Here is a 25,011-nt window from a genome sequence, read left to right on the forward strand (position 1 = left end):
AATGACGACGAAGAAAGCTGATTTTATTTGGTTCAACGGCGAGATGGTGCCATGGGCGGAGGCCAAGGTCCATGTGATGTCCCACGCGCTGCATTATGGATCGTCAGTCTTCGAAGGTGTGCGTTGCTATGACTCGCATAAAGGGCCTGTGGTGTTCCGCCATCGCGAACATATGCAGCGCCTGCGTGATTCCGCCAAAATTTATCGTATGCCGGTTACCCAAAGCGTGGATGAGTTAATGGAAGCCTGCCGCGCGGTGCTGCGCAAGAATAAACTGGTGAGCGCGTATATCCGTCCGCTGGTCTTCGTGGGCGACGTCGGTATGGGGGTCAATCCGCCGCCGGATTACACCACCGATGTGATTATCGCCGCCTTCCCGTGGGGCGCGTATCTGGGTGAAGACGCCCTGGATCAAGGTATCGACGCCATGGTCTCCTCGTGGAGCCGCGTCGCCGCCAATACCATCCCCACGGCGGCCAAGGCCGGCGGCAATTATCTCTCCTCCATGCTGGTGGGGGCCGAAGCCCGCCGTCACGGCTATCAGGAAGGGATCGCGCTGGATGTCCACGGCTATGTTTCCGAAGGCGCCGGGGAAAATCTGTTTGAAGTAAAAGAGGGCATTCTGTTTACGCCGCCGTTTACCTCGTCCGCCCTGCCGGGCATTACCCGCGACGCCATCATCAAACTGGCCAAAGACGCCGGCATTGAAGTGCGCGAACAGGTCTTGTCCCGCGAGTCGCTGTATTTGGCCGATGAAGTCTTTATGTCCGGCACCGCCGCGGAAATCACCCCGGTGCGCAGCGTCGACCGTATCCAGGTGGGCATCGGCCGCTGCGGTCCGGTGACCAAGCAACTACAGAAGGCCTTTTTCGGCCTGTTTACCGGTGAAACCGAAGATAAATGGGGCTGGCTTGATCCGGTCAACAACTAATAATAATACCTTATTGCCTAGCAGGCGGCGTACGCCGCCTGCCGAAAAGATAAACTGGAGTATTGAGCATGCCTAAGTACCGTTCCGCTACCACCACCCATGGCCGCAATATGGCCGGCGCCAGAGCCTTGTGGCGCGCCACCGGTATGACCGATGACGATTTCGACAAACCGATCATTGCCGTGGTGAACTCCTTTACCCAATTTGTGCCGGGCCATGTCCACCTGCGCGATTTGGGTAAACTGGTTGCCGAGCAAATCGAAGCTTCCGGCGGCGTGGCGAAAGAATTCAACACCATTGCGGTGGATGATGGCATCGCCATGGGACACGGCGGCATGCTGTACTCCCTGCCGTCGCGCGAGCTGATTGCCGACTCGGTGGAATATATGGTCAATGCCCACTGCGCCGACGCCATGGTGTGCATTTCCAACTGCGATAAAATCACCCCGGGGATGCTGATGGCGGCGTTGCGCCTTAACATTCCGGTTATTTTTGTTTCCGGCGGCCCGATGGAAGCCGGCAAAACCAAGCTGTCCGATAAAATCATCAAACTCGATTTGATTGACGCCATGATCCAGGGCGCCAATCCGAACGTATCCGACGCCGACAGCAACCAGATCGAACGTTCCGCCTGCCCGACCTGCGGGTCGTGCTCCGGTATGTTTACCGCCAACTCCATGAACTGCCTGACCGAGGCCCTGGGCCTGTCCCAGCCGGGCAACGGTTCGCTGCTGGCGACCCATGCGGATCGCCGGCAATTGTTCCTTAACGCCGGCAAGCGCATCGTCGAGTTAACCAAACGTTATTACGAACAAGACGATGAAAGCGCGTTGCCGCGCAGCATCGCCTGTAAAGCAGCGTTTGAAAACGCCATGACGCTGGATATCGCCATGGGTGGCTCCACCAATACCGTGCTGCATCTGCTGGCGGCGGCGCAGGAGGGGGAGGTGGATTTCACCATGGCGGATATCGATCGTTTATCCCGCCGGGTGCCGCATTTGTGCAAAGTGGCGCCGAGCACGCAGAAGTACCATATGGAAGATGTTCACCGCGCCGGCGGCGTGTGGGGCATTCTGGGCGAATTGGATCGTACCGGCCTGCTTAACCGCGACGTCACCAATATTCTCGGCCTGAAACTGCCCGAAGCCCTGCGCCGCTATGATGTCATGCTGACCGACGACGCCGAAGTGAAAAGCATGTATTCCGCCGGTCCGGCCGGTATCCGCACCACCAAAGCCTTTTCGCAGGACTGCCGCTGGCCGTCCCTGGATACCGATCGCAAGGAAGGCTGTATCCGCTCCCGTGAATTCGCCTACAGCCAGGATGGCGGGCTGGCGACGCTGTACGGCAATATCGCCCTAGACGGCTGTATCGTGAAAACCGCCGGCGTGGATAAAGGCAGCCTGCTGTTCCGCGGCCCGGCGAAAGTCTACGAAAGCCAGGAAGAGGCCTCCGAGGCGATTCTCGGCGGTAAAGTCGTGGCTGGCGATGTAGTGGTGATTCGTTATGAAGGGCCGAAAGGCGGGCCGGGCATGCAAGAGATGCTCTATCCCACCACCTACCTTAAATCCATGGGGTTGGGCAAACAGTGCGCCTTGATCACCGATGGCCGCTTCTCCGGCGGCACATCCGGCCTGTCCATCGGCCATGTATCTCCTGAAGCCGCCAGCGGCGGCCTGATCGGCCTGGTGCGCGACGGCGATATCATCGATATCGATATCCACGGGCGCAGCATCGTATTGGACGTGGCGGACAGCGAATTGGCCGCACGGCGCGAAGCGCAACTGGCGCGCGGCGCCGCCGCCTGGACGCCGGTAAACCGCGTGCGCCAGGTGTCCTTTGCCCTGCGCGCCTATGCCCTGTTGGCCACCAGCGCCGATAAAGGCGCGGTGCGCGATAAAAGCAAGCTGGGGGGCTAACCGGCCATGGCTGACTCCTTACCGCTGTCCGCCGCGCCCTGTGCCGCGGAGTATCTGCGCGCCACGCTGCGTTCGCCGGTCTACGAGGTGGCGCAGGTCACTCCATTGGAAGTCATGGAGAAACTGTCCGCCCGCCTCGGCAACTGCATTTTGGTCAAGCGCGAAGATCGCCAGCCGGTGCACAGCTTTAAGCTGCGCGGCGCTTACGCGATGATCTCAGGCTTGAGCGAAGAGCAAAAGGCCCGCGGCGTGGTTACCGCTTCGGCGGGCAATCATGCCCAGGGCGTGGCGTTATCCGCCACTAAGCTGGGCATAAAGTCGCTGATCGTGATGCCGGTGGCGACCGCCGATATCAAAGTCGACGCGGTGCGCAGCTTTGGCGGCGAAGCCTTGCTGTACGGCGCTAACTTTGACGAGGCCAAAGCCAAGGCCATCGAACTGGCGCGCGATCATGACTACACCTTCATCCCGCCGTTCGATCACCCTGCGGTGATTGCCGGCCAAGGCACGCTGGCCATGGAGTTATTGCAGCAGGACGCGCACCTCGACCGGATATTCGTCCCGGTGGGCGGCGGCGGCCTGGCGGCCGGCGTCGCGGTGCTGATCAAGCATTTGATGCCGCAAATCCAGGTTATCGGCGTCGAGGCGGAAGAATCCGCTTGCCTGTGCGCGGCGCTCAAGGCGGGCGAGCCGGTAGATCTTCCCCGGGTTGGCCTGTTTGCCGAAGGGGTAGCGGTCAGGCGTATTGGTAATGAGACCTTCCGTTTATGCCGCGAGTTTCTCGATGACGTGGTTACCGTGGACAGCGATGCCATCTGCGCGGCGGTGAAGGATTTGTTCGAGGATGTCAGGGCGATCGCCGAACCGGCCGGCGCGCTGGCTTTGGCGGGCATGAAAAAATATATTCAGCAGCACAATATCCAGGGCGAGCGGCTGGCCCACGTGCTGTCCGGCGCCAATATGAATTTTCACGGCCTGCGTTATGTGTCTGAGCGCTGCGAACTGGGCGAGCAGCGGGAAGCCCTGATGGCGGTGACCATACCGGAGCAGAAGGGCAGCTTCCTGAAGTTTTGCCAACTGCTGGGCGGCCGGGCGGTGACCGAGTTCAACTACCGTTATGCCGATGCGGATAATGCCTGCATTTTTGTCGGTATCCGCCTGACCCGCGGCCCCGCGGAACGCGATGAGATCCTCACCGAGCTTGGCGCCGGCGGTTATCAGGTGGTGGATTTATCCGATGACGAAATGGCCAAGCTGCACGTGCGGTATATGGTGGGCGGGCGACCGTCGAAACCGCTGCGCGAGCGCCTGTTTAGTTTTGAATTCCCGGAATCGCCGGGGGCCTTGCTGAAATTCCTGCATACCCTCGGCACCCATTGGAATATTTCATTGTTCCACTATCGCAGCCATGGTACCGATTATGGCCGCGTCCTGGCGGGCTTTGAATTGATCGAGCGGGACCCGGAGTTCGAGCGTCATCTTTCGGCGCTGGGTTATGAATGCCATGACGAGACCCTGAATCCGGCGTTCCGGTTTTTCCTGCAAGGATAACCCTTCCCGTTCGCGCGGCGGCGGCGGGGCATATTTCGCCAACCCGGCTTCGCCGCGCGGTCAGGCTGGCGCAGAGGCCCGGCCGGCGGAACCGTTAAGCGAAAGTAGCTGCCAGAAAGCCTCGATCAGCGGCTCTTGCAGGCGTTTGCGCTGGACGCAAACCCCCAGTTCCAGCGGTTCGACCACGGTATCGTGTTCAAGGACCTGGATACGGTTGCGTACCGGCTCAGGGCTGTTGTCAACCACCACCTCCGGGATTAGGGCGATGCCGCAGCCGAGCGCCACCATCGATACAATGGCCTCATGCCCGGCCACCGTGGCGTAAATCAGAGGGTTGGTTATGCGGTTGCTGCGAAACCAGTAATCGATGCGCCGGCGCGCCGGGCCATGCTCGGGCAAAATAAACGGCGTGTGGGACCAGTCGGGGGTGTCCGCCGTGGCCTGCGCGCGTACCGGGCAGGGCAACGCGGGGGCGATAAGAATCATCGGTATTTCGCCTATGGGGGCGAAATCGATACTGGCGGGCAGGATTTCCGGATGCCCGGCAATGCCCAAATCCGCATCATTGGATTGTACTTTATCCACCGCGTCGGCGGCATCGCCGGTGGTCAGCTTAATCTCCACCAGGGGGTGTTCGGCCCGGAAATGATCGAGTATCGGCGGCAGGTGGCTATAGGCGGCGGTCACCGAGCAAAATAGCCGCAGCTCGCCGCTCAGCGAAGGGCCGTGCTGGCCCAGGCGGTGGCGCAACTGCTGGTAGTGCAGCAGCGTTTGCTGGGCGAAGGTTTTTAATTGTTCGCCGGCATCGGTTAATTGCACCGTGCGATTATCGCGCAAAAACAGGGTTTGTCCGACGTCTTCTTCCAGGCGCTGGATTTGCCGCGACAGCGTCGAGGGACTCACATGGGTCGCTTTGGCCGTACGTCCGAAATGGCGGCTTTCCGCCAGATGAAGGAATAATTTAAGATCCCGTAGATCCATAACATTGCCGCCTGTTTGGAGCATTGCATAATATGCAACATCAGATTGTTAATATATCAATTTAAGCAACATCTTTCCTGCTATATAGTGGAAAGCATAAGCATTCCCGCACGGCGGGAATATCCTACATCAGATCCAAAGCACTCTATACGGAGTAGTACCATGGCTAATTATTTCAACTCTTTAAACCTGCGCCAGCAACTGGAGCAATTGGGTAAATGTCGCTTTATGGCCCGGGATGAATTCGTGGATGAAGCGGGTTACCTGAAAGGTAAGAAAGTGGTGATAATCGGCTGTGGCGCGCAGGGGCTGAACCAGGGCCTCAACATGCGCGATTCCGGCCTGGATATCTCCTACGCCTTGCGCAAAGCCGCCATTGACGAAAAACGTCCGTCATGGCGTAAAGCCACGGAAAACGGCTTTAAAGTAGGCACTTATGAAGAGCTGATCCCGCAGGCCGACCTGGTGGTCAACCTGACGCCGGACAAACAGCATTCGGTAGTGGTTCAGGCGGTGCAGCCGTTGATGAAAAAGGGTGCTGCGCTGGGCTATTCCCATGGTTTTAACATCGTCGAAGTGGGCGAGCAAATCCGTAAGGATATTACCGTTATCATGGTGGCGCCGAAATGTCCGGGCACCGAGGTGCGGGAAGAGTATAAACGTGGTTTCGGCGTACCGACGCTGATTGCGGTGCACCCGGAAAACGATCCCCAGGGCGAGGGCATGGCGCTGGCGAAAGCCTGGGCGGCCGCCACCGGCGGTCACCGCGCGGGCGTATTGGAATCGTCGTTCGTGGCCGAAGTCAAATCCGACCTGATGGGCGAACAAACCATTCTGTGCGGCATGCTGCAAGCCGGCTCGCTGCTGTGTTTTGATAAAATGGTCGCCGATGGCGTCGACCCGGCCTACGCTGAAAAACTGGTGCAGTTCGGCTGGGAAACCACCACCGAGGCGCTGAAACAGGGCGGTATCACCCTGATGATGGATCGCCTGTCCAATAGCGCCAAGCTGCGGGCCTTCGCCCTGTCGGAGCAGTTGAAAGCCCTGATGCAGCCGCTGTTTGAAAAGCATATGGACGATATCATTACCGGCGCGTTTTCCAGCGGCATGATGGCCGACTGGGCCAACGATGACGTGAAATTATTGACCTGGCGGGAAGAAACCGGCGCGTCGGCGTTCGAAAATGCCCCGCAGTTCGAGGGTAAAATCAGCGAGCAGGAGTATTTCGATCACGGCGTGCTGATGATCGCCATGGCCAAGGCCGGGGTAGAGCTGGCGTTTGAAACCATGACGCGCTCCGGGATTATCGCCGAATCGGCTTATTATGAGTCGCTGCATGAGCTGCCGCTGATCGCCAATACCGTGGCCCGCAAGCGCCTGTATGAGATGAACGTGGTGATTTCCGATACCGCCGAGTACGGCAACTATCTGTTTGCCAACGCCGCGGTGCCGCTGCTCAAAGAGAAGTTTATGGCCAGCCTGCAGCCGGGTGATTTGGGCAAATCCGTGCCCGCCGGCGCCATTGATAATGCGCAGCTGCGCGATGTCAACGACGCTATCCGCCATCATCCGATTGAAATCATCGGCGCTACCCTGCGTGGCTATATGAAGGATATGAAGCGCATCGCGGTAGCTAACTGAGGTTAATCGTCCGCGCAATAACTGGCGCGGACGATTTTCGATTCCCGTTGAGGTGCTTAAGGTTGAACTTGCGGGTTGCAAAATCCTTATGCTTGGCGTGGAATTATTTAACAGTTGACGGTGTCGTCAACCGTTTTATCGCAACGCATCCTCGTAGCCTTCAATCTCCCATGGTGGGGATCGCCGTAATGACCCATGGTTGTTACCGGCTAAGGCGGAAACATGCACGATGCACCCAATTCATCTCGTTCAGTTCAGACGATGAGAGATTGCACCAGTATGATCGCAACGGTTTCGTTGCGTCACAGTGGCGACTCGCTCCAAATTCGCCACCTGAATAAAGAAGGTGCCCTCAAAGACCAGCACTTCCTTATCACGATCAAAAGCAATGTCGACGGTGCTAAGTTTTCCGTTAAGCCTTTTGCTGAATTGATTGCGCTCAACAACCGCTTACATTCCTCGGCGGAAAGACGCGTGGCTAACCAATGGCACCTTCGTTAATTGTAGGCTATCCAAAAAATCTCTAGCAGTTTCCTGAATGTGATTCCCGCGATAAGCTCCGGGTCGTTTATTTAATCACTCCTGACTTCAGCGTTGTTCGCGTTACCGAGCGGGTATTGGTCAATCAGACGATTTACGGCGCGATATGCTTTTGGTTGGCCGAGTTCAAGTTTATGACGACCTCCAGCAGCACTTTGTGGACATTCTCATGCTAGGCGGTGTTGGGCATGGAGGCGAGAAAATGTATAACCTATGAGTCATTGTGACGAATAATGTGCAATATAGAATGCAATTTTGAGATGTCCTCGAAGAGGAAAATACTCAGACCGAAAGGTATTGTCATGAGTTGGCCCGCCATGGTATTGCAGTTAAGCACCTGCAAAATCAGGCGCGGGGATTAGTCTCCCGAAAACCATACTGGCTACCTATGACGCGCTCGCGTCTTTTGTATGTCGTGCCACCGGTTCTGAAAGTGATACGCTGCTGTTTCCCCACACAAATTTACGCGTTACTCTCCATATCCTCACTCCAACCCCTGATTTCACCGAGCTGGTCGCCAAAGCATTAATGGGAAACAGCCTTGATGTACTCCGTTTAACCTGGCGATATTGTAATGCGTCCCACGCCAACGATAACATCAAGGCATGATGCCAAAAATCGCATTCACCTACGGGCTTCACTTGTAGGAAGTAAACCATATCCGTAAGGTCGGATGCATGGCGCATGCACGGCATAATACCCATGATTTCGACATGCGGCATCAAACGCCGGCCGCCACTGAAGCGCGGAATCGGCTCTTTTCATCAGGATGATACGTAGCAACTTACCAAGGAGGGTATATGGGACGTGTAGGCGGTGATGGTAGAAGTTCAGGAGCAGGAGGCCGGGCAGGAACAGGGTCCTGTGGTCCGGCAAATAGCGGCAATTGCGGCGGAGCAAGCGCAGGCCAGTGCGGGCCCCGGGCAAAACTGTAACTCAGGCGGTAGTGTGCGCAGCTATGGCGGTCGGGGACGGGGAGAGGCAAGTCAGGGTAATTATTCAAGAGGCTCCGGGGATGTTTCAAATCAATGTTCTCCCCGCTTATGCATGGTCAGGGCTATAGCCGCCCACCAATCCACTATTAAACTGGCAAACGGTTCCACAATTATCGTGATATTTTCAATAATGTTTTTTCATCAACGGGCAGAATCACATTTTCTACGGACTCCGCTTGGGTAGCCGGTAATACTGTTCATAGCATCTCTAATTTTTCACAAGATGCGTCGGGCAATCCTGCTGCTAAAAACATTCATGTAATTAAAACGAATCATCAGGGCAATAGCTGCGTTTTCCGTTTCCCCGTTAACTTATCGGCCATTGGGGTGCCCATTGGGCAGGGCATTCATGGCGAGATAGCAACCGCTGGCTGGATTTTCGGCCGCCACCTGAATGAAAAAAGACTCGATCAGCAGGACGCCAGGGAAAAAAATAAAGCCGAGGCCCGACAACGAAACCAGTTGCAAGCCTGGGATCGGTATAGGCTTTTGGAGCGTATGCGAACTGAGCAGGCGGTCTGCGAACGTGAAAAAAGCGCATTACAACGCCAAACGCAGTTAGATGCATGGGATCGCGCGGCACAGCATGAACGGCAATGCGCCTTGGCGGCAAACAGCGCGAGCCGCAAACAGCAACCCGCGGCGATTAAGAGCGTACAAAACGAACCTTCATCAAGCTCGTGCGCTATGCCCGCGTCAGCGGCGCCTTCCATAGCGGATGTCTATGCACAGCGCGGTGTTGCTTTATCCGGCATGGCGTTAGCTACGCGGCCAGCCGCGGCTTTGGCTCCGCTCGCTGCCGGCGCTGAGGGCGGACTGGCCTCCGCTGTCGGTGGTGCGCTAAGCGCTGCGACTAACAAAGTAGGCTCTGCTGCGCTGGGGTTGGCTAAGTTTCCCCTTGGCGCGGGGGTGGGGTTGCTAACCTACAGCGGGAAGGTGGGAGAAGGCAGCGATAAAGTGCCGGGGCGCGATCTGGCGCAACGTTTCGCCCCTGCCGTCTCGACACCTTCTTCCAACGCCACGTCAGCACTGCCTGCTGGTTTCTCTACGAGAAGCGCCGCCGTCGCGGGGGTAGAAGGACAAGGAAGCCTGTCGGGTGCAAGCAGCGGTTATGTCGCTGAGCCGAGTGGTGACGTCTGTGAAGGCACGCGCGCGCAGTGCGCGGTGCGTGATGGGACGCGCGGGCCGGGACGTATGGAGAGTTGCGGTGAAGAGAGTGGTGAGGCCAAACCGAATCTGGGCAAGGACATAGCCAAAGTCACTGACGCGCAAAAAGCGGAGCTGGGCGGAGTGGGATCGGGAACTCCTGGAGGCTGGGGACCGGGGGATGAGCAAAGTGCCCGCAATAAAGAATCTCAAAAGCAAAATGAAGTTCAGAGTCAGGCAAAAACTTCGCCTGAAGGTACTGAGAAACTAGTTTGGGATTCTTGGCAAAATCACCCTAAGGCCTCGATTAATGGTCGCCCATATGCTCAAATTGGTGATCGATATTATGCGCAGCACGCGGTAGACAGGATGCAACCATCAAGCCTCGGTTCACCCGCAGGAACGGTCGGGCCTGGCAGGAACGTCACTCCTAAAATGGTAGAACACGTTATCAAGACTGGTTCGTCCCAAAACAATATTATTAATGGGGTAACTCGGACTACTTATTGGAGCGGTGACGTCGGTGTTATAACGGAAAATAATGGCAATGTGGTTGTTACTATTCTTCGCAGGAGTGGCAAATGAATGATTGGATCTATCCCGAGGTAATTAATCATCTCAAGAAATCATGTATTGATTTTCTCGATGAGAAAATAACAATTCATGATATTCAATCGGAGATTTTTAGCGCTGAAAATCAGGTGGTTGCGCTTGAGGAAAAATGGCTTCGCACTGTCTTGTTTGACGCAGAAAACGAGATTGAGCTGTTACGTTACACCACTAACGAAGATCGGTTGGTTGGTTCAATAAAACCTATAGTCCAGGATATCTTAAATAAAATACAATAAGTACCCCCGGCGAGCCTGTACATGATTCCGTGTAAATGCCTTTTCTCAGCAGTGGCCGTCCAGGCGGTCGCCGAACTCGATGATAAAGCGGCTCATAGCCATTCGCCAGTCCCTTAGCGGCATCGTCCATTTCTGCGATGCTGCCTGGATCGCCAGCCATACCATCTTTTTCACTGAGTCATCTGTCGGGAACACTTTACGTTTTTTGAACGCGTGGCGGATCACGCTGTTCAGCGACTCGATGGCATTGGTGGCGCAGATCATCTTGCGGATGTCCGTCGGGTAGGCGAAGAACGTGGCAAGATTCGTCCAGTTTGCCTGCCGGCTGCGGCTTACTGCGGATATTGGCATCCCAGGCACTGGCGAACGCTTCCAGCGTCTGCACGCATGCCTCTTTCGCTGGCCCGCGGTCGGCTGCCCCCATTGGAATTTTTAGTATGAGGTGTCAACTACCCTGCCAGAAGGGGTCAACCTCGTCCCGCCTTTCTGCTACAATCCCAGGCCGTCGTCGATCGTTATTACACCTTGGAACTCACCATGCGCCTGAACCCCAGCCAGCAGCACGCCGTCGAATTTGTTACCGGGCCTTGCCTGGTGCTGGCCGGCGCCGGGTCGGGCAAGACGCGCGTGATCACCAATAAAATCGCCCATCTGATTCGCCAGTGCGGCTACCAGGCGCGGCATATCGCGGCGGTGACCTTCACCAACAAGGCCTCGCGGGAAATGAAGGAGCGCGTGGCGCAGACGCTGGGGCGGCAAGAGGCGCGCGGCCTGACCATCGCCACGTTTCATACCCTGGGGCTGGAAATCATCAAGCGCGAATATAAAGCGCTGGGCATGAAGGCGAAGTTTTCGCTGTTTGACGAGCACGACCAGCAGGCTTTGCTCAAGGATTTGACCGAGCAGTGGCTGGAAGGGGATAAGGATTTGCTCAAACAGCTGGCCTCGACGATCTCCAATTGGAAAAACGATCTGCTCGATCCCGGCCAGGCCGCGGCGCTGGCCCGTTCCGAACGGGACAAACTGTTTGCCCACTGCTATGAACTGTACGATGCCCACCTGCGGGCCTGCAATGTGCTGGATTTCGACGATCTGATCCTGCGCCCCACCTTATTGCTGCAACGGGATACCGACGCGCGTGAACGCTGGCAAAATCGCCTGCGTTATCTGCTGGTGGATGAATACCAGGATACCAATACCAGCCAGTACGAACTGGTGAAAATGCTGGTGGGCAGCCGCGCCCGGTTCACCGTGGTGGGGGATGACGATCAGTCGATCTATTCGTGGCGCGGCGCGCGTCCGCAAAACCTGGAACTGCTGCAAAAGGATTTCCCGGCGCTCCAGGTGATAAAACTGGAGCAAAACTATCGCTCCACCGAGCGCATCCTGAAAGCCGCCAACATCCTGATTGCCAATAATCCGCATTTGTTTGAAAAACGGCTGTTTTCGCAGCTGGGTTATGGCGAAGCGCTTAAGGTGGTCACCGCCAATAACGAGGATCACGAGGCGGAGCGCGTGGTGGGGGAGCTGATCGCCCATCACTTTATCAATAAAACCCACTACCGCGATTATGCCATTCTCTACCGCGGCAATCACCAGTCGCGGTTGTTTGAAAAAATGCTGATGCAAAACCGCATCCCCTATCGCATTTCCGGCGGTACGTCCTTCTTCGCGCGTCCCGAAATCAAAGACCTGCTGTGCTATTTGCGGGTGCTGACCAATCAGGACGACGACAGCGCCTTCTTGCGCGTGGTCAATACGCCGCGGCGGGAAATAGGTTCGGCCACGCTCCAGAAACTGGGGGAATGGGCCACCGCGCGCAACAAAGGCCTGTTCGCCGCCAGTTTTGACCTGGGGCTAAGCCAGACCCTGAACGGCCGCGGCCTGGAATCCCTGCAGCGGTTTACCTACTGGATGGCGGAGATTGCGCGGCTGGCCGAAGGCGATCCGGTGCAGGCGGTGCGGGATTTGATTCACGGCATGGAATATGAGAGCTGGCTTTATGAAACTTCCCCCAGCCCCAAAGCCGCCGAAATGCGGATGAAAAACGTTAACCAGCTATTTTCCTGGATGACCGACATGCTGGTCGGGTCGGATCTGGATGAGCCGATGACGCTGGACCAGGTGGTGACCCGTTTTACCCTGCGTGAAATGATGGAGCGCGGCGAAAACGACGAGGAGCTGGATCAGGTGCAATTGATGACCCTGCATGCCTCCAAGGGGCTGGAGTTCCCTTATGTCTTCCTGGTGGGGATGGAAGAAGGGTTGCTGCCGCACCAAAGCAGCATCGATGAGAATAATATCGAAGAGGAGCGGCGGCTGGCCTATGTGGGCATTACCCGCGCGCAAAAAGAGCTGACCTTCACGTTATGCCGCGAGCGCCGGCAGTATGGCGAGACTATCCGGCCGGAGCCGAGCCGCTTTTTGCTGGAGCTGCCGCAAGACGATCTGGCCTGGGAAACCGTGCGCAAGATCGTCAGCGCCGAGGATCGCATGACGCAGGGACAAAGCCGGGTGGCCGGTCTGCGCGAACAGCTGGCCAAAGCGAAAGCGCGGGGTGGCTAAAGCTCCCCGCCAGCATAGGTGAGAGGCAAGGCGGATTTTCGTTTCGACAACCCATTGCGACCGCGCCAGGCCTGCATGGTGATGGGCTACGGTATTTTTCGCTAACGCTAGCCGATTTCCTCAAGCAACAGCGGCCAATGGACGTAGCTTTGCCATTGGCTCTCCTGCTCAAGGTATTCGGCGCGCAGCGGGTGCTGCGCCAGCCAGCCGCGGGGCAACAGTACGTGCAGCGTGTCGTCCAGCGCCCGCAGTTTGACCTCCGGCACCGTCTCGTCGCGACGCCGGCTGGCGAAAATAATCGCCAGGCGCATCAATCGGCACAGGCGCTGCGCCTGGCGCGCCGGCAAGCTGTTTTGCTGGGTCAGTTGGGATAAGTCGATATGATGGCTTTGGTTTTGCAGCAGGATGGCAATCAGTTTTTGCTGGGCCGGGGTAAAACCGGGTAAATCGGTATGCCGGATCAAATAGGCCGCATGCTGGGGCGCGTTTTTGATATCGATGCTCAGGCCAATCTCGTGGATCATGGCGGCGCAATGCAGGATGGCGAAACATCGCTCGTCCAGTTGCCATGCTTTGGCCACCTGGGCGGCGAAATTGTCGGCCAGCGCGCTGACCCGCTGGGCCTGCTCGGTATCAAGCAAATAGCGGCGCTGCATATTCTGCAAGGTGCGCTCGCGAATATCTTCACATACCGGCAAATCGAGCATGCCGTACATAATGCCTTCGCGCAACGCCCCGCCGGCCAGGGTCATGGTCTTGATGCCCAGCTCATGGAATATGGCCAGCAGAATCGATAGCCCGCTGGGAAACACCAGCGCCCGATCCAGGGTCAGGCCCTCGATTTCCAATTCTTCAAGCTTACCGCACTGGATCGCCCGCTGCTTGAGCTGGAGCAGTTTGCTCAGGGTAATCTGTTCATCCATGCCCTGGGCCACCATAATCTCCTGCAGGGCCTGCACCGTGCCGGAAGCGCCCACGCAGACCTGCCAGCCCGATGCCAGCAGTCTGGAAACCACCGGGCGAATCATCTCGCGCGCCGCCTGTTCCGCCTGCTCGAAGTTCTCCTTGGTCAGGCTGCGATCTTTAAACCAGCGATCGAGCCAGGTGACGCAGCCCATTTCCAGGCTGAACAGTTCCAGCGCTTGCGCCCCGCGGCCAACCACCAGTTCGGTGCTGCCGCCTCCGATGTCCACCACCAACCGTTCATCCGATCCGCCGGTGGTATGCGCCACGCCCTGGTAAATCAGCCTGGCTTCTTCTTCGCCGCTGATGACCTGCACCGGACAGCCCAGAATTTCCCTGGCGGTAACCAGAAACGTCTCGGCGTTGGTGGCAATGCGCAAGGTCGCGGTGGCGACGACGCGGATATGCGTCGGCGGGATATCCTGCAAATGCTCGGCGAACAGCCGCAGGCATTGCCAGCCACGCTGCATGGCTTCGGGGGTAAGCTGATTGGCGGCGTCAAGTCCGGCGGCCAGACGCACTTTGCGTTTAATCCGCGCCAGCGTCTGGATGGTGCCGGCCACCTCACGCGCCACTAACATATGGAAGCTGTTGGAACCTAAATCAATGGCGGCATAAAGTGAGGTGCAACTTTGCATAGCGATCAGCCCGGACGTTTACGGTTATGGCGCGGCGCGCCGCCCGTGCCGCTGCGGCGGGATACGGAATTACGGCGCGGACCGGTACCCGGACGTGCGCGCGTCAGCCGTTTCGGCGCCGGCAGCTCGGTCAACAGCGCATCGCTATTGTATTTGCTGACGGGGATCTGATGGCCGATGTAGCTTTCGATCGCCGTCAGGTTCAACGCATATTCCTCACAGGCCAGGCTGATGGAACTGCCGCTTTCGCCGGCGCGTCCTGTACGGCCGATGCGATGCACATAATCTTCGCAGTCATCCGGCAGATCGTAGTTGAACACATGGGTGACCAATGGAATGTGCAGGCCGCGGGCGGCGACATCGGTGGCGACCAGGATATCCAGCGTTCCCTGGGTAAAGTCTTCAAGAATGCGCAGGCGCCTTTTTTGGGAAACATCGCCGGTCAGCAACCCGACGCGGTGCCCGTCAGCGGCCAGGTGGCCCCAGATATCCTCGCAGCGGTGCTTGGTATTGGCGAAAATAATGCAGCGATCCGGCCACTCTTCTTCAATCAGCGTCTGTAATAGGCGCATTTTTTCTTCATTGGAAGGATAAAACAGCTCTTCCTGTATTCGGTAGCCGGTTTTTTGCAGCGGCTCGACTTCCACATATTCAGCGTTATTCATATGTTCAAACGCCAATTCACGTACTCGGTAAGATAAGGTGGCGGAGAACAGCATATTCAAACGCTGTTCAACGGCGGGCATACGGCGGAACAACCAGCGAATATCTTTAATGAAACCCAGATCGAACATGCGATCGGCTTCGTCGAGCACCACAACCTGGATCGCGCCCATATTGACATAGTTCTGTTTGGTGTAATCGATCAGGCGGCCGGTGGTGCCAACCAGGATATCCACGCCGGATTCCAGCACCTTGAGCTGCTTGTCGTAACCATCCCCGCCGTAGGCCAGACCCATTTTCAGGCCGGTCGCCTGGGCTAATGGTTCAGCATCGGAGTGGATTTGCACCGCCAATTCTCGGGTTGGCGCCATGATCAGCGCTCTGGGCTGATTGGTCTGGCGCTGCTCGTCGGCGGGCGTTGTCAGTAAGTGATGAAACGTGGCAGCGAGAAATGCCAGCGTCTTTCCGGTACCGGTTTGCGCCTGTCCTGCGACATCTTTGCCATCGAGGGTGATGGGTAATGTCAGCGCCTGAATAGGCGTACAATTATTAAATCCTTGTTTTTCAAGGGATTCAATAATAAGCGGGTGCAGGGCGAAGTCGGAAAACTTCTTTTCGGTTAAGTGTGTTTTGCTCATAGTGTGGTAGAATAACAGTTAACTATTGCATTACGAAAGCGTATCCAGTGAAATAAAGTCAACCGGGCGTTGGTTAACCTTAAACCGGCCCGGTAAAGATAATCCTGTGGAGTAGAACATGAGCGATAAAATTATTCACGTAAGTGACGACAGCTTCGAAAAGGACGTGTTGCAGGCAAAGGGACTGTTCCTGGTGGATTTCTGGGCGGAGTGGTGCGGTCCATGTAAAATGATTGCGCCCATCCTGGCTGAAGTCGCTGATGAATTCGAAGGCAAATTGACTATCGCCAAGCTGAACATCGACGAAAACCCGGCTACCGCGCCTAAATACGGCATCCGCGGCATCCCGACCCTGCTGCTGTTTAAAGACGGCGAAGTGGTGGCGACGAAAGTCGGCGCGTTGTCCAGAAGCCAGCTCAAAGAATTCCTGAATAAAAATCTTTAATCGTCAAAAACGGTTATCCCCATCGGGCGCTGGCGTTCACTATGTTTTCTCGTATTGACCGCTAGACGCCCGCCAAGAACCATGCTAAGTTTAGATCCACTGCATTTAGATCTTACCTAGTTCGAGTCCGATAGTTTGAATCTGAGTTTTACTCTTTGCCCGAGTCCCGTTGTAGAACAGCATTAGCGCGATCAAGCAAGGTGTTCAGGCAATCTGGATTTGAATTGATCCGTTTTTAGGCGCTCTCAATCTTCAGTCTTCTTGTATTCATTTTGCATGATTTGCTGTTCATCAGCCCAAACGGGATGTACTGGGATTAAATGCCGTTAGACAGGCACGATTATACGCTGCCATACCATCCACAAAAATAGTTCGAGATTTACCCCGAGTTTAAGAACCCACCATTATGAACCTTACCGAATTAAAAAATACGCCGGTTTCTGAGCTAATTACTCTCGGCGAAAACATGGGGCTGGAAAATCTGGCCCGTATGCGCAAACAGGACATCATCTTCGCCATTTTAAAGCAGCATGCTAAAAGCGGTGAGGATATCTTTGGCGATGGCGTGTTGGAAATATTGCAGGATGGATTCGGTTTCCTCCGCTCCGGGGACAGTTCGTACCTCGCCGGCCCCGATGATATTTATGTTTCCCCCAGCCAGATTCGTCGCTTCAACCTTCGCACCGGCGATACCATTTCCGGCAAAATCCGTCCGCCGAAAGAAGGCGAGCGTTACTTTGCGCTGTTGAAAGTCAACGAAGTCAACTACGACAAACCGGAAAACGCCCGTAACAAAATTCTCTTTGAAAACCTGACCCCTTTGCATGCCAACTCCCGGTTGCGCATGGAACGCGGCAATGGTTCCACCGAAGATTTGACGGCGCGGGTGCTGGATTTAGCCGCCCCCATCGGCCGCGGCCAGCGTGGCCTGATCGTGGCGCCGCCCAAGGCCGGTAAAACCATGCTGCTGCAAAACATCGCGCAGAGCATCGCTTACAACCATCCGGACTGCGTGCTGATGGTGCTGCTGATCGATGAGCGGCCGGAAGAAGTGACCGAAATGCAGCGCCTGGTTAAAGGCGAAGTGATCGCGTCGACCTTCGATGAGCCGGCTTCACGCCACGTGCAGGTCGCCGAAATGGTGATCGAGAAAGCCAAGCGCCTGGTCGAGCATAAAAAAGACGTCATTATCCTGCTGGACTCCATCACCCGTCTGGCCCGCGCCTACAATACCGTGGTACCCGCATCGGGCAAGGTGCTGACCGGCGGTGTGGACGCCAACGCCCTTCATCGTCCCAAACGTTTCTTCGGCGCGGCGCGTAATATGGAAGAGGGCGGCAGCCTGACCATTATCGCCACGGCGCTGATCGATACCGGCTCGAAGATGGACGAAGTGATTTACGAAGAATTTAAAGGTACCGGTAATATGGAATTGCACCTCTCGCGCAAAATTGCCGAGAAGCGTGTATTCCCTGCTATCGACTATAACCGCTCCGGTACCCGTAAAGAAGAGTTGCTGACTACTCAGGAAGAGCTGCAAAAAATGTGGATCTTGCGCAAAATCATCCATCCGATGGGTGAAACCGACGCAATGGAGTTCCTGATGAACAAGTTGGCGATGACCAAGACCAATGATGAGTTTTTTGACATGATGAAACGCTCGTAATTAACAAAAAACTCGGGTAACGCCACGTCAATACGTGGCGTTTTTTGTTTCTAATGCTAGGATAGTCAGATCTTACTGGCCTGGCCTTTGATATCAGAGGGTAAGCCAAGCGGTCTTTTTGCTTCAATTCACCTGACGGAGATTCGGGTGGTACGGAAAAGATGACAAAGACAATATTTCAGTGTCACGAAATCCAGTGACAATTGAGGCACAAAGTGAGATGTGTTGACACGGTAACGCATCAAACAGCCTAATGGATGCAGAGAGCTTTCTATTGTGAACTTACTCAATATGAGTACTGATTTTATTGCCATTTTTTTGTTTTCAATGGTTTTTTTGTTTTTCTCCCGCAAGGTTGCCAAGAAGATAGGCTTGGTTGACAAACCCAATTACCGTAAACGTCACCAGGGCCAAATCCCGCTGGTAGGCGGTATCTCCATTTACGCTGGCATCTGCTTTACTTTTATCTATACCGACCACTTCGTGCCCCACATCGGGTTGTACCTGCTATGCTCGGGCATCCTGGTGCTCACCGGCGCGCTGGACGATCGTTTCGATATCAGCGTCAAGTCGCGCGCCACCATCCAGGCGCTGGTCGCCATAGTAATGATGGTATTTGGCGGCCTGTATATCAACAGCCTGGGTTATGTGTTTGGTCCCTGGGAGATGGTGCTGGGGCCGTTTGGCTATCCGGTTACCCTGTTCGCCGTTTGGGCGGCCATCAATGCGTTTAACATGGTCGATGGTATCGACGGGCTGCTGGGCGGGCTTTCCTGCGTGTCGCTGGGGGCGATGGGCATCCTGATGTGCCTGGATAATAATCCCAGCCTCGGGTTGTGGTGTTTTGCCATGATCGCCGCCATTTTGCCCTATATCCTGCTTAATCTCGGACTGTTCGGCCGGCACTATAAAGTGTTTATGGGCGATGCGGGCAGCACCATGATCGGGTTCAGCATTATCTGGATTATCCTGCAAAGCACCCAGGGCACCGGCCATCCGATGAATCCGGTGACCGGCCTGTGGATTATCGCCATCCCGCTGATGGATATGATCGCCATCATGTACCGCCGCATGCGCAAAGGCATGAGCCCTTTTTCCCCCGATCGGCAGCACATCCATCATTTGATCATGCGTGCCGGCTTTAGTTCACGGCAAGCCTTTGTTATCATTACCGTTACCGCCGCGCTGCTGGCCACGTTCGGCGTGCTGGGCGAACGATGGCTGGTATGGCCGGATTCGGTGATGCTCGCCCTGTTTATCGTGGTATTTTTACTTTATGGCTACGTGCTTAAATGTGCCTGGCGGGTGGCGCGTTTCGTTAAGCGCACCAAGCGGCGGTTCGGCAACAAACACTTACCCACTAACCGTAACGCGGGGCGGAAATGACACCAGAGGCTCAACCGACATCCAGAGAATCCAGGCTGGACAACGAACTTGACATCCGGGGGCTGTTTTGCGCCCTGTGGCGCGGTAAACGGTGGATTATCGGCATGGCGCTGCTGTTTGCCGTAATCGCCCTGGCTTATTCCTATGTGGTCAAACAGGAGTGGACCGCCGTCGCGATCACCGATAAACCGACGGTCAATATGTTGGGCAGCTACTTTTCCCAACAGCAGTTTTTGCGCAACCTGGATGTGAAAAATACCGCGTTGCCCACCTCCGATATGCCGTCCATCGGCGATGATGCGTATCAGGAATTTGTCCGCCAGCTCGCTTCTTATGACACCCGGCGGGAATTCTGGCTTGCGAGCGAATATTATACCTCGCGCAAAGAGGGCAACGCCCACGGCGATGCGGTATTGCTCAGCGAGCTAATAGACAATATCCAGTTTATTCCCCGTGACGATGCCAAAAAACAGCCGGATCAGGTGATGCTGGTGGCTGAAACCGCGACGGACGCCAATAGCCTGCTGCGTAATTATGTGGCGTTCGCCAATCAGCGCGCGGCCAGCCGCTTGAATGAAGATATCACCGGGGCCTGGGCGGCGCGCACCGTCTCCCTGAAAGCGCAGGTCAAACGCCAGGGGGCGGTGGCCAACGCCATTTATGAGCGCGACCTGAATGCGCTGCGCCAGGCGCTGGATATTGCTAAGCGGCAGGGCATCAGTCATAGTCAAACCGACGTACCGGTGGAGCAGTTGCCGCAGTCCGGCCTGTTTTTATTGGGGGTGCCGTTATTACAGGCGCGGCTGGAAGCGTTACAGGCCGCGGGGCCGGGTTTTGACGTGGAATACGATCAGAATCGCGCCATGCTCGCCACGCTGAACGTCGGACCGACACTGCAAAATTCATTTGGGACTTACCGTTATTTAAGAACGCCCGAGGAGCCGGTAAAACGCGATAAACCCCGCCGGGTGTTCCTGCTGATTCTCTGGGGCGCCATGGGCGGCTTGGCGGGCGCTGGCATCGCATTGGCCCGCCGCCGGTGAGGGCGCCGCAAAAGTAGCGCCAGGCCGGATGGATGCGCCGCCCGCTGCGCGGCAGAACTTATACCAGCCACGCGTATGGCTTATTCGAGACGGAAGGGAATTGCTGTGAAAGTGTTGATCGTCTTCGGCACCAGGCCGGAAGCCATAAAAATGGCACCGCTCATTCTGGCCCTGGCCAAAGATCCGGCGTTTGAGGCCAGGATCTGCGTCACGGCCCAACATCGGGAAATGCTTGATCAGGTCTTGCGTTTGTTCGAGATTGTGCCCGATTACGATTTAAACATTATGCGTCCCGACCAGGGCCTGACGGAGATCACCAGCCGGATACTTATCGGCATGAAACCGGTATTGGAATCTTTTCAACCGGATGTGGTGCTGGTGCACGGCGATACCACCACCACCCTGGCCACGAGTCTGGCGGCCTTTTACCAGCATATCCCGGTAGGACATGTGGAAGCGGGCCTGCGTACCGGCAATCTCTACTCGCCGTGGCCCGAAGAAGCCAACCGCAAGCTTACCGGCCATTTGGCGATGTACCATTTTTCCCCCACCGAGAATTCACGGCGGAACCTGCTGCGGGAAGGGATAGCGGCGGATAGGATATTTGTCACCGGTAATACCGTCATTGATGCCTTATTTTGGGTACGCGATCGCGTATTGAATAACGCTGAGTTGCGCAACACGCTTGAAAAGCGCTACGATTTTCTCGATCCGCAGAAAAAAATGATCCTGGTGACCGGCCACCGGCGCGAGAGTTTCGGCGATGGTTTCGAGCGCATATGCAGTGCGCTGGCGCACATCGCCCGCCACCATCCCGAGGTGCAGGTGGTTTATCCGGTGCACCTCAATCCCAACGTCAGCGAGCCGGTTAACCGCATTTTAAGCGGAATACCCAACATAAAACTGATCGATCCCCAGGATTACCTGCCGTTTGTTTACCTGATGAATCAGGCGTATATGATCCTGACGGACTCCGGCGGCATCCAGGAGGAGGCGCCGTCCCTGGGTAAACCGGTGCTGGTCATGCGCGACACCACCGAGCGCCCGGAGGCCGTCACCGCCGGCACGGTGCTGCTGGTGGGCACCGATCCAAAAACCATCCAGGAAGCGGTTTCCAAACTGCTGACCGATGTGGATGAATACCAGGCCATGAGCCGGGCGCATAACCCTTATGGCAACGGACAGGCTTGCCAGCGAATTATCGATGCGTTAAAAAATAATCAGGTGAAAGTATGAGTTTTGAGACCATCTCCGTCATCGGGCTGGGTTATATCGGCCTGCCCACCGCCGCGGCGTTCGCCTCGCGCCGTAAAAAGGTGGTGGGCGTGGATGTGAACCGCCATGCCGTCGACACCATTAACCGCGGTGCGATTCATATCATCGAGCCCGATCTGGATGAAGTGGTTAAACGCGCGGTTGGCGAGGGTTATCTCGCCGCGGTGACGGAGCCGGAGCCGGCCGATGCTTTCCTGATTGCGGTGCCGACCCCGTTCAAGGACGGGCACGAGCCGGATCTGAAATATGTGCGGGCCGCGGCGCTCTCCTTGGCGCCGGTATTGAAACCGGGGGATTTGGTCATCCTGGAATCCACCTCGCCGGTGGGCACCACCGAACAGATGGCGCAGTGGCTGGCCGCGGCGCGTCCCGACCTGCAATTTCCCCAGGCCGCGGGCGAGCATGCGGATATCAATATCGCTTACTGCCCCGAGCGGGTGCTGCCCGGCAAGGTGATGGTGGAGCTGATTAAAAACGATCGGGTCATCGGCGGCATGACCCCCCGCTGCTCCGCGCGCGCCAGCGAGCTGTACGGCATCTTTCTGGAAGGCGAATGCGTCATTACCAACTCCCGTACCGCTGAAATGTGCAAATTGACCGAAAACAGTTTCCGCGATGTGAATATCGCCTTTGCCAATGAGCTGTCGCTGATTTGCGCCGATCAGGGGATTAATGTCTGGGAATTGATCGCGCTGGCCAACCGCCATCCGCGCGTCAATATCCTCCAGCCGGGGCCAGGGGTGGGCGGTCATTGTATTGCCGTCGATCCCTGGTTTATCGTGGCGCAAAATCCCCAGCAGGCGCGCCTGATTCATACCGCCCGTTTGGTAAATGACGCCAAACCCCGCTGGGTGCTGGAGCGCGTCAAATCGGCGGTGGCTGATTGCCTGGCGCAAAGCGACAAACGGGCCAGCGAAGTGACCATCGCCTGTTTCGGGCTGGCGTTTAAACCGGATATCGACGATTTGCGCGAAAGTCCGGCGGTGGCCATTACCCATGCGATTGCCGAGTGGCATTCCGGCGCCACCCTGGCGGTGGAGCCTAACGTGGCGCAGTTGCCCGCGGCGCTGGCCGCCCATGTCGCCTTGACCGACCTCGATACCGCCCTGCAATCCGCCGACGTGCTGGTCATGCTGGTGGATCACCGGCAATTCAAGGCGCGTCATCCGGCCGACATTACCCAGCGTTGGATCATCGATACCAAAGGTGTCTGGCGGTAAGCCCGGCGCTACTACCATCCAGGCCAGACACGCCGGTATTGGCAGCCACCGGCGGCGGCCGATACCTGTGGGATAGACGTCATGTCCATACGCGCCAAGGTCGAACCCCTGAGCTGGGAGAGCGATTTTTTCAATATCTCCAGCGGCAAAATCGTATTTGATCCCGCTTGCGGGCCGCTGGCATCAAGCGCCCTGGACGCATTTAAGGTCGTCCAGGCCAAAGTGGCGGCCGATGCCCCGGCGCAGGTTGATGCGCTGGCAACGCTGGGGTTTCGGCTGGTGGAAGGCGAAATCGATTGCAGCCGCAGTCTGGCCGTAGAGGACCCGCCGGCGCGGGAGCCTTCCGCCGGCGTTTCGTCCGGCAGCGCCGCGCCGCGTATCGCGGGCGCGCAGGATATCCAGGCGGTAAGGCAACTGGCGTCGTCGGCATTCACGCTTAGCCGGTTCCGCGAACCCTGGTATCGCGCGCCGGACTGCCGCCGTTTTTATGCGGTATGGGCGGAAAACGCCATTCACGGCACTTTTGACGATCTGTGCCTGGTCATCGGCCCGCCCGGGGCCATCAAAGGCATGGTGACGCTGCGTTCCACCAGCGCGGACGAGGCGCGGATCGGCCTGCTGGCCGTACAGCCGGGACTTGGCGGGCGCGGTATTGGCCGGGCGTTATTTACGGCGGCGCTGGCCTGGTGCGGCCAACGGCAAAAATTACGCCTGCGGGTCGCTACCCAAACCGGCAATCTTGCCGCTTTAAGGCTTTATATCGCGTGCGGTGCCACCATTGACGGCGCCGCCTATTGGCTATACAGGTGAATATATGATTCCGTTTAATGCGCCACCGGTGGTGGGAACCGAAATAGAATTTATGCGCGCGGCGATGGGCAGCGGCAAGCTATGCGGCGACGGCGATTTTACCAAGCGCTGCCAGCTCTGGCTGGAACAGCGCTTCGGCAGCGCGAAGGTGTTGCTGACCCCGTCTTGCACCGCGTCCCTTGAGATGGCGGCCATCCTGCTGGATATCCAGCCGGGTGATGAAGTCATCATGCCGAGCTACACATTTGTTTCCACCGCCAATGCGTTTGTCCTGCGCGGCGCCACCATCGTGTTCGTGGATATCCGCCCCGATACCATGAACATGGATGAAACGCTGATAGAGGCGGCGATAACCCCTAAAACGCGGGCCATCGTGCCGGTGCATTATGCCGGCGTCGCCTGCGAAATGGACGTTATCATGGCGCTGGCGGCCCGGTATGGACTGGCCGTGGTGGAGGATGCGGCCCAGGGCGTAATGGCGCAATACCGGGGCAAAGCCCTCGGCGCCATTGGCCATATCGGTTGCTTTAGTTTCCATGAAACCAAAAACTACACCGCCGGCGGCGAGGGCGGGGCTACGCTGATTAACGATCCCGCCCTGATCGACCGCGCGGAAATCATCCGCGAAAAGGGCACCAATCGCAGCCAGTTCTTTCGCGGGCAGGCGGACAAGTATACCTGGCGCGATATCGGCTCCAGCTACCTGATGGCCGATTTGCAAGCCGCTTACCTGTGGGGGCAACTTGACGGCGCCGATATCATCAATCGTCGCCGGCTGGCGCTATGGCATCGCTATTACACCGAGCTGCAGCCCCTGGTGGCACAGGACCGCATCGAGGTGCCTTTCGTGTCCGCGGGATGCGAGCAAAACGCCCACATGTTTTATCTCAAACTGCGTGATGTCGCGGATCGCACGGCCTTTATCAATCATATGAAAGCGGCGGATATTCTGACGGTGTTCCATTATATTCCGCTGCATGACAGCCCGGCCGGGCTGCGTTTCGGCCGTTTTCACGGTGAAGACCGGTTTACCACCCGCGAAAGCCGGCGTTTGGTCCGGTTGCCGCTGTTTTATAATTTATCGGACGAAAATCAGTCCCTGGTGATTGACGCCATCAACCGGTACTTCCACCGGCATCCCGCCTGA

General features: G+C 56.8%; 19 protein-coding genes and 1 pseudogene. 16 read left to right on the forward strand and 4 right to left on the reverse strand.

The window, feature by feature from the left end:
- Nucleotide 1: 1 nt before the first annotated feature.
- From ACL2XP_RS00285 to ilvA, 3 genes are all read left to right on the forward strand, one after another.
- Nucleotides 2–931 carry a branched-chain amino acid transaminase gene (locus ACL2XP_RS00285; protein ID WP_413736630.1) on the forward strand — a complete coding sequence of 310 codons (930 nt, stop codon included), beginning with the start codon at nt 2–4 and terminating at the stop codon, nt 929–931.
- A 68-nt stretch (nt 932–999) separates the two neighbouring features.
- Entirely contained in the window at nt 1,000–2,850 is a 1,851-nt protein-coding gene (gene ilvD / locus ACL2XP_RS00290) for a dihydroxy-acid dehydratase (RefSeq protein ID WP_413736631.1), read from the forward strand.
- A gap of 6 nt (nt 2,851–2,856) precedes the next feature.
- Nucleotides 2,857–4,401 carry a threonine ammonia-lyase, biosynthetic gene (gene ilvA, locus ACL2XP_RS00295; protein ID WP_413736632.1) on the forward strand — a complete coding sequence of 515 codons (1,545 nt, stop codon included), beginning with the start codon at nt 2,857–2,859 and terminating at the stop codon, nt 4,399–4,401.
- Between the two features lie 60 nt (nt 4,402–4,461).
- Here the strand turns inward: ilvA and ilvY are convergent, their stop codons facing one another.
- A complete protein-coding gene (gene ilvY, locus ACL2XP_RS00300; protein ID WP_413736633.1) occupies nt 4,462–5,382 on the reverse strand; it encodes an HTH-type transcriptional activator IlvY in 921 nt (306 codons plus the stop codon).
- A 162-nt stretch (nt 5,383–5,544) separates the two neighbouring features.
- Here ilvY and ilvC point away from each other — a divergent pair, with 162 nt between their 5' ends.
- The 4 genes from ilvC to ACL2XP_RS00320 all read left to right on the forward strand — a co-directional run bounded on the left by ilvC (nt 5,545) and on the right by ACL2XP_RS00320 (nt 10,552).
- The gene (ilvC, locus tag ACL2XP_RS00305; protein ID WP_413736634.1) at nt 5,545–7,023 is read left to right on the forward strand and encodes a ketol-acid reductoisomerase; all 1,479 of its coding nucleotides are present in this window, start codon (nt 5,545–5,547) and stop codon (nt 7,021–7,023) included.
- A gap of 222 nt (nt 7,024–7,245) precedes the next feature.
- Nucleotides 7,246–7,524, forward strand: coding sequence for a hypothetical protein (locus tag ACL2XP_RS00310; protein ID WP_413736635.1), 279 nt, complete (start codon nt 7,246–7,248; stop codon nt 7,522–7,524).
- A gap of 1,361 nt (nt 7,525–8,885) precedes the next feature.
- On the forward strand, nt 8,886–10,289 hold the full coding sequence (locus ACL2XP_RS00315) for a hypothetical protein (protein WP_413736636.1): 1,404 nt from the start codon (nt 8,886–8,888) through the stop codon (nt 10,287–10,289).
- Entirely contained in the window at nt 10,286–10,552 is a 267-nt protein-coding gene (locus ACL2XP_RS00320) for a hypothetical protein (protein WP_413736637.1), read from the forward strand. Before ACL2XP_RS00315 ends, ACL2XP_RS00320 begins: the two co-directional genes overlap by 4 nt.
- 45 nt (nt 10,553–10,597) lie before the next feature.
- On the opposite strand, the pseudogene ACL2XP_RS00325 reads toward ACL2XP_RS00320, so the two are convergent.
- Nucleotides 10,598–10,961, reverse strand: a pseudogene (locus tag ACL2XP_RS00325) (transposase); the annotation flags it as partial.
- Between the two features lie 128 nt (nt 10,962–11,089).
- Here ACL2XP_RS00325 and rep point away from each other — a divergent pair.
- Entirely contained in the window at nt 11,090–13,117 is a 2,028-nt protein-coding gene (gene rep / locus ACL2XP_RS00330; protein WP_413736638.1) for a DNA helicase Rep, read from the forward strand.
- A gap of 107 nt (nt 13,118–13,224) precedes the next feature.
- Here rep and gppA read toward each other — a convergent pair whose 3' ends face one another.
- Both gppA and rhlB read right to left on the reverse strand, forming a co-directional pair.
- Nucleotides 13,225–14,718, reverse strand: a complete 1,494-nt coding sequence (gene gppA / locus ACL2XP_RS00335) for a guanosine-5'-triphosphate,3'-diphosphate diphosphatase (protein WP_413736639.1) — start codon at nt 14,716–14,718, stop codon at nt 13,225–13,227.
- Nucleotides 14,719–14,723: 5 nt separating this feature from the next.
- Complete coding sequence (rhlB, locus tag ACL2XP_RS00340; RefSeq protein WP_413736640.1) at nt 14,724–16,019, reverse strand: ATP-dependent RNA helicase RhlB; 1,296 nt, start codon at nt 16,017–16,019, stop codon at nt 14,724–14,726.
- Nucleotides 16,020–16,137: 118 nt separating this feature from the next.
- On the opposite strand from rhlB, the gene trxA reads away from it, so the two are divergent.
- The 8 genes from trxA (at nt 16,138) to rffA (ending at nt 25,011) form a co-directional block, all read left to right on the forward strand.
- Entirely contained in the window at nt 16,138–16,464 is a 327-nt protein-coding gene (gene trxA / locus ACL2XP_RS00345) for a thioredoxin TrxA (RefSeq protein ID WP_162367082.1), read from the forward strand.
- A gap of 406 nt (nt 16,465–16,870) precedes the next feature.
- On the forward strand, nt 16,871–18,130 hold the full coding sequence (rho, locus tag ACL2XP_RS00350) for a transcription termination factor Rho (RefSeq protein WP_162367083.1): 1,260 nt from the start codon (nt 16,871–16,873) through the stop codon (nt 18,128–18,130).
- Between the two features lie 276 nt (nt 18,131–18,406).
- Nucleotides 18,407–19,516 (forward strand): UDP-N-acetylglucosamine--undecaprenyl-phosphate N-acetylglucosaminephosphotransferase, encoded by a 1,110-nt coding sequence (gene wecA, locus ACL2XP_RS00355; RefSeq protein ID WP_413736641.1) that lies wholly within the window; start codon nt 18,407–18,409, stop codon nt 19,514–19,516.
- Entirely contained in the window at nt 19,513–20,559 is a 1,047-nt protein-coding gene (wzzE, locus tag ACL2XP_RS00360) for an ECA polysaccharide chain length modulation protein (RefSeq protein ID WP_413736642.1), read from the forward strand. Before wecA ends, wzzE begins: the two co-directional genes overlap by 4 nt.
- Before the next feature lie 105 nt (nt 20,560–20,664).
- Nucleotides 20,665–21,795, forward strand: a complete 1,131-nt coding sequence (gene wecB / locus ACL2XP_RS00365) for a non-hydrolyzing UDP-N-acetylglucosamine 2-epimerase (RefSeq protein WP_413736643.1) — start codon at nt 20,665–20,667, stop codon at nt 21,793–21,795.
- The gene (wecC, locus tag ACL2XP_RS00370; protein ID WP_413736644.1) at nt 21,792–23,054 is read left to right on the forward strand and encodes a UDP-N-acetyl-D-mannosamine dehydrogenase; all 1,263 of its coding nucleotides are present in this window, start codon (nt 21,792–21,794) and stop codon (nt 23,052–23,054) included. Before wecB ends, wecC begins: the two co-directional genes overlap by 4 nt.
- A gap of 81 nt (nt 23,055–23,135) precedes the next feature.
- Nucleotides 23,136–23,864: a dTDP-4-amino-4,6-dideoxy-D-galactose acyltransferase gene (rffC, locus tag ACL2XP_RS00375; RefSeq protein WP_413736645.1), complete on the forward strand. Its 729-nt coding sequence runs from the start codon at nt 23,136–23,138 to the stop codon at nt 23,862–23,864.
- 4 nt (nt 23,865–23,868) lie between these two features.
- Nucleotides 23,869–25,011: a dTDP-4-amino-4,6-dideoxygalactose transaminase gene (rffA, locus tag ACL2XP_RS00380; RefSeq protein WP_413736646.1), complete on the forward strand. Its 1,143-nt coding sequence runs from the start codon at nt 23,869–23,871 to the stop codon at nt 25,009–25,011.

Source organism: Sodalis sp. RH21 (assembly GCF_047324175.1).
Lineage (GTDB): Bacteria > Pseudomonadota > Gammaproteobacteria > Enterobacterales > Enterobacteriaceae > Acerihabitans.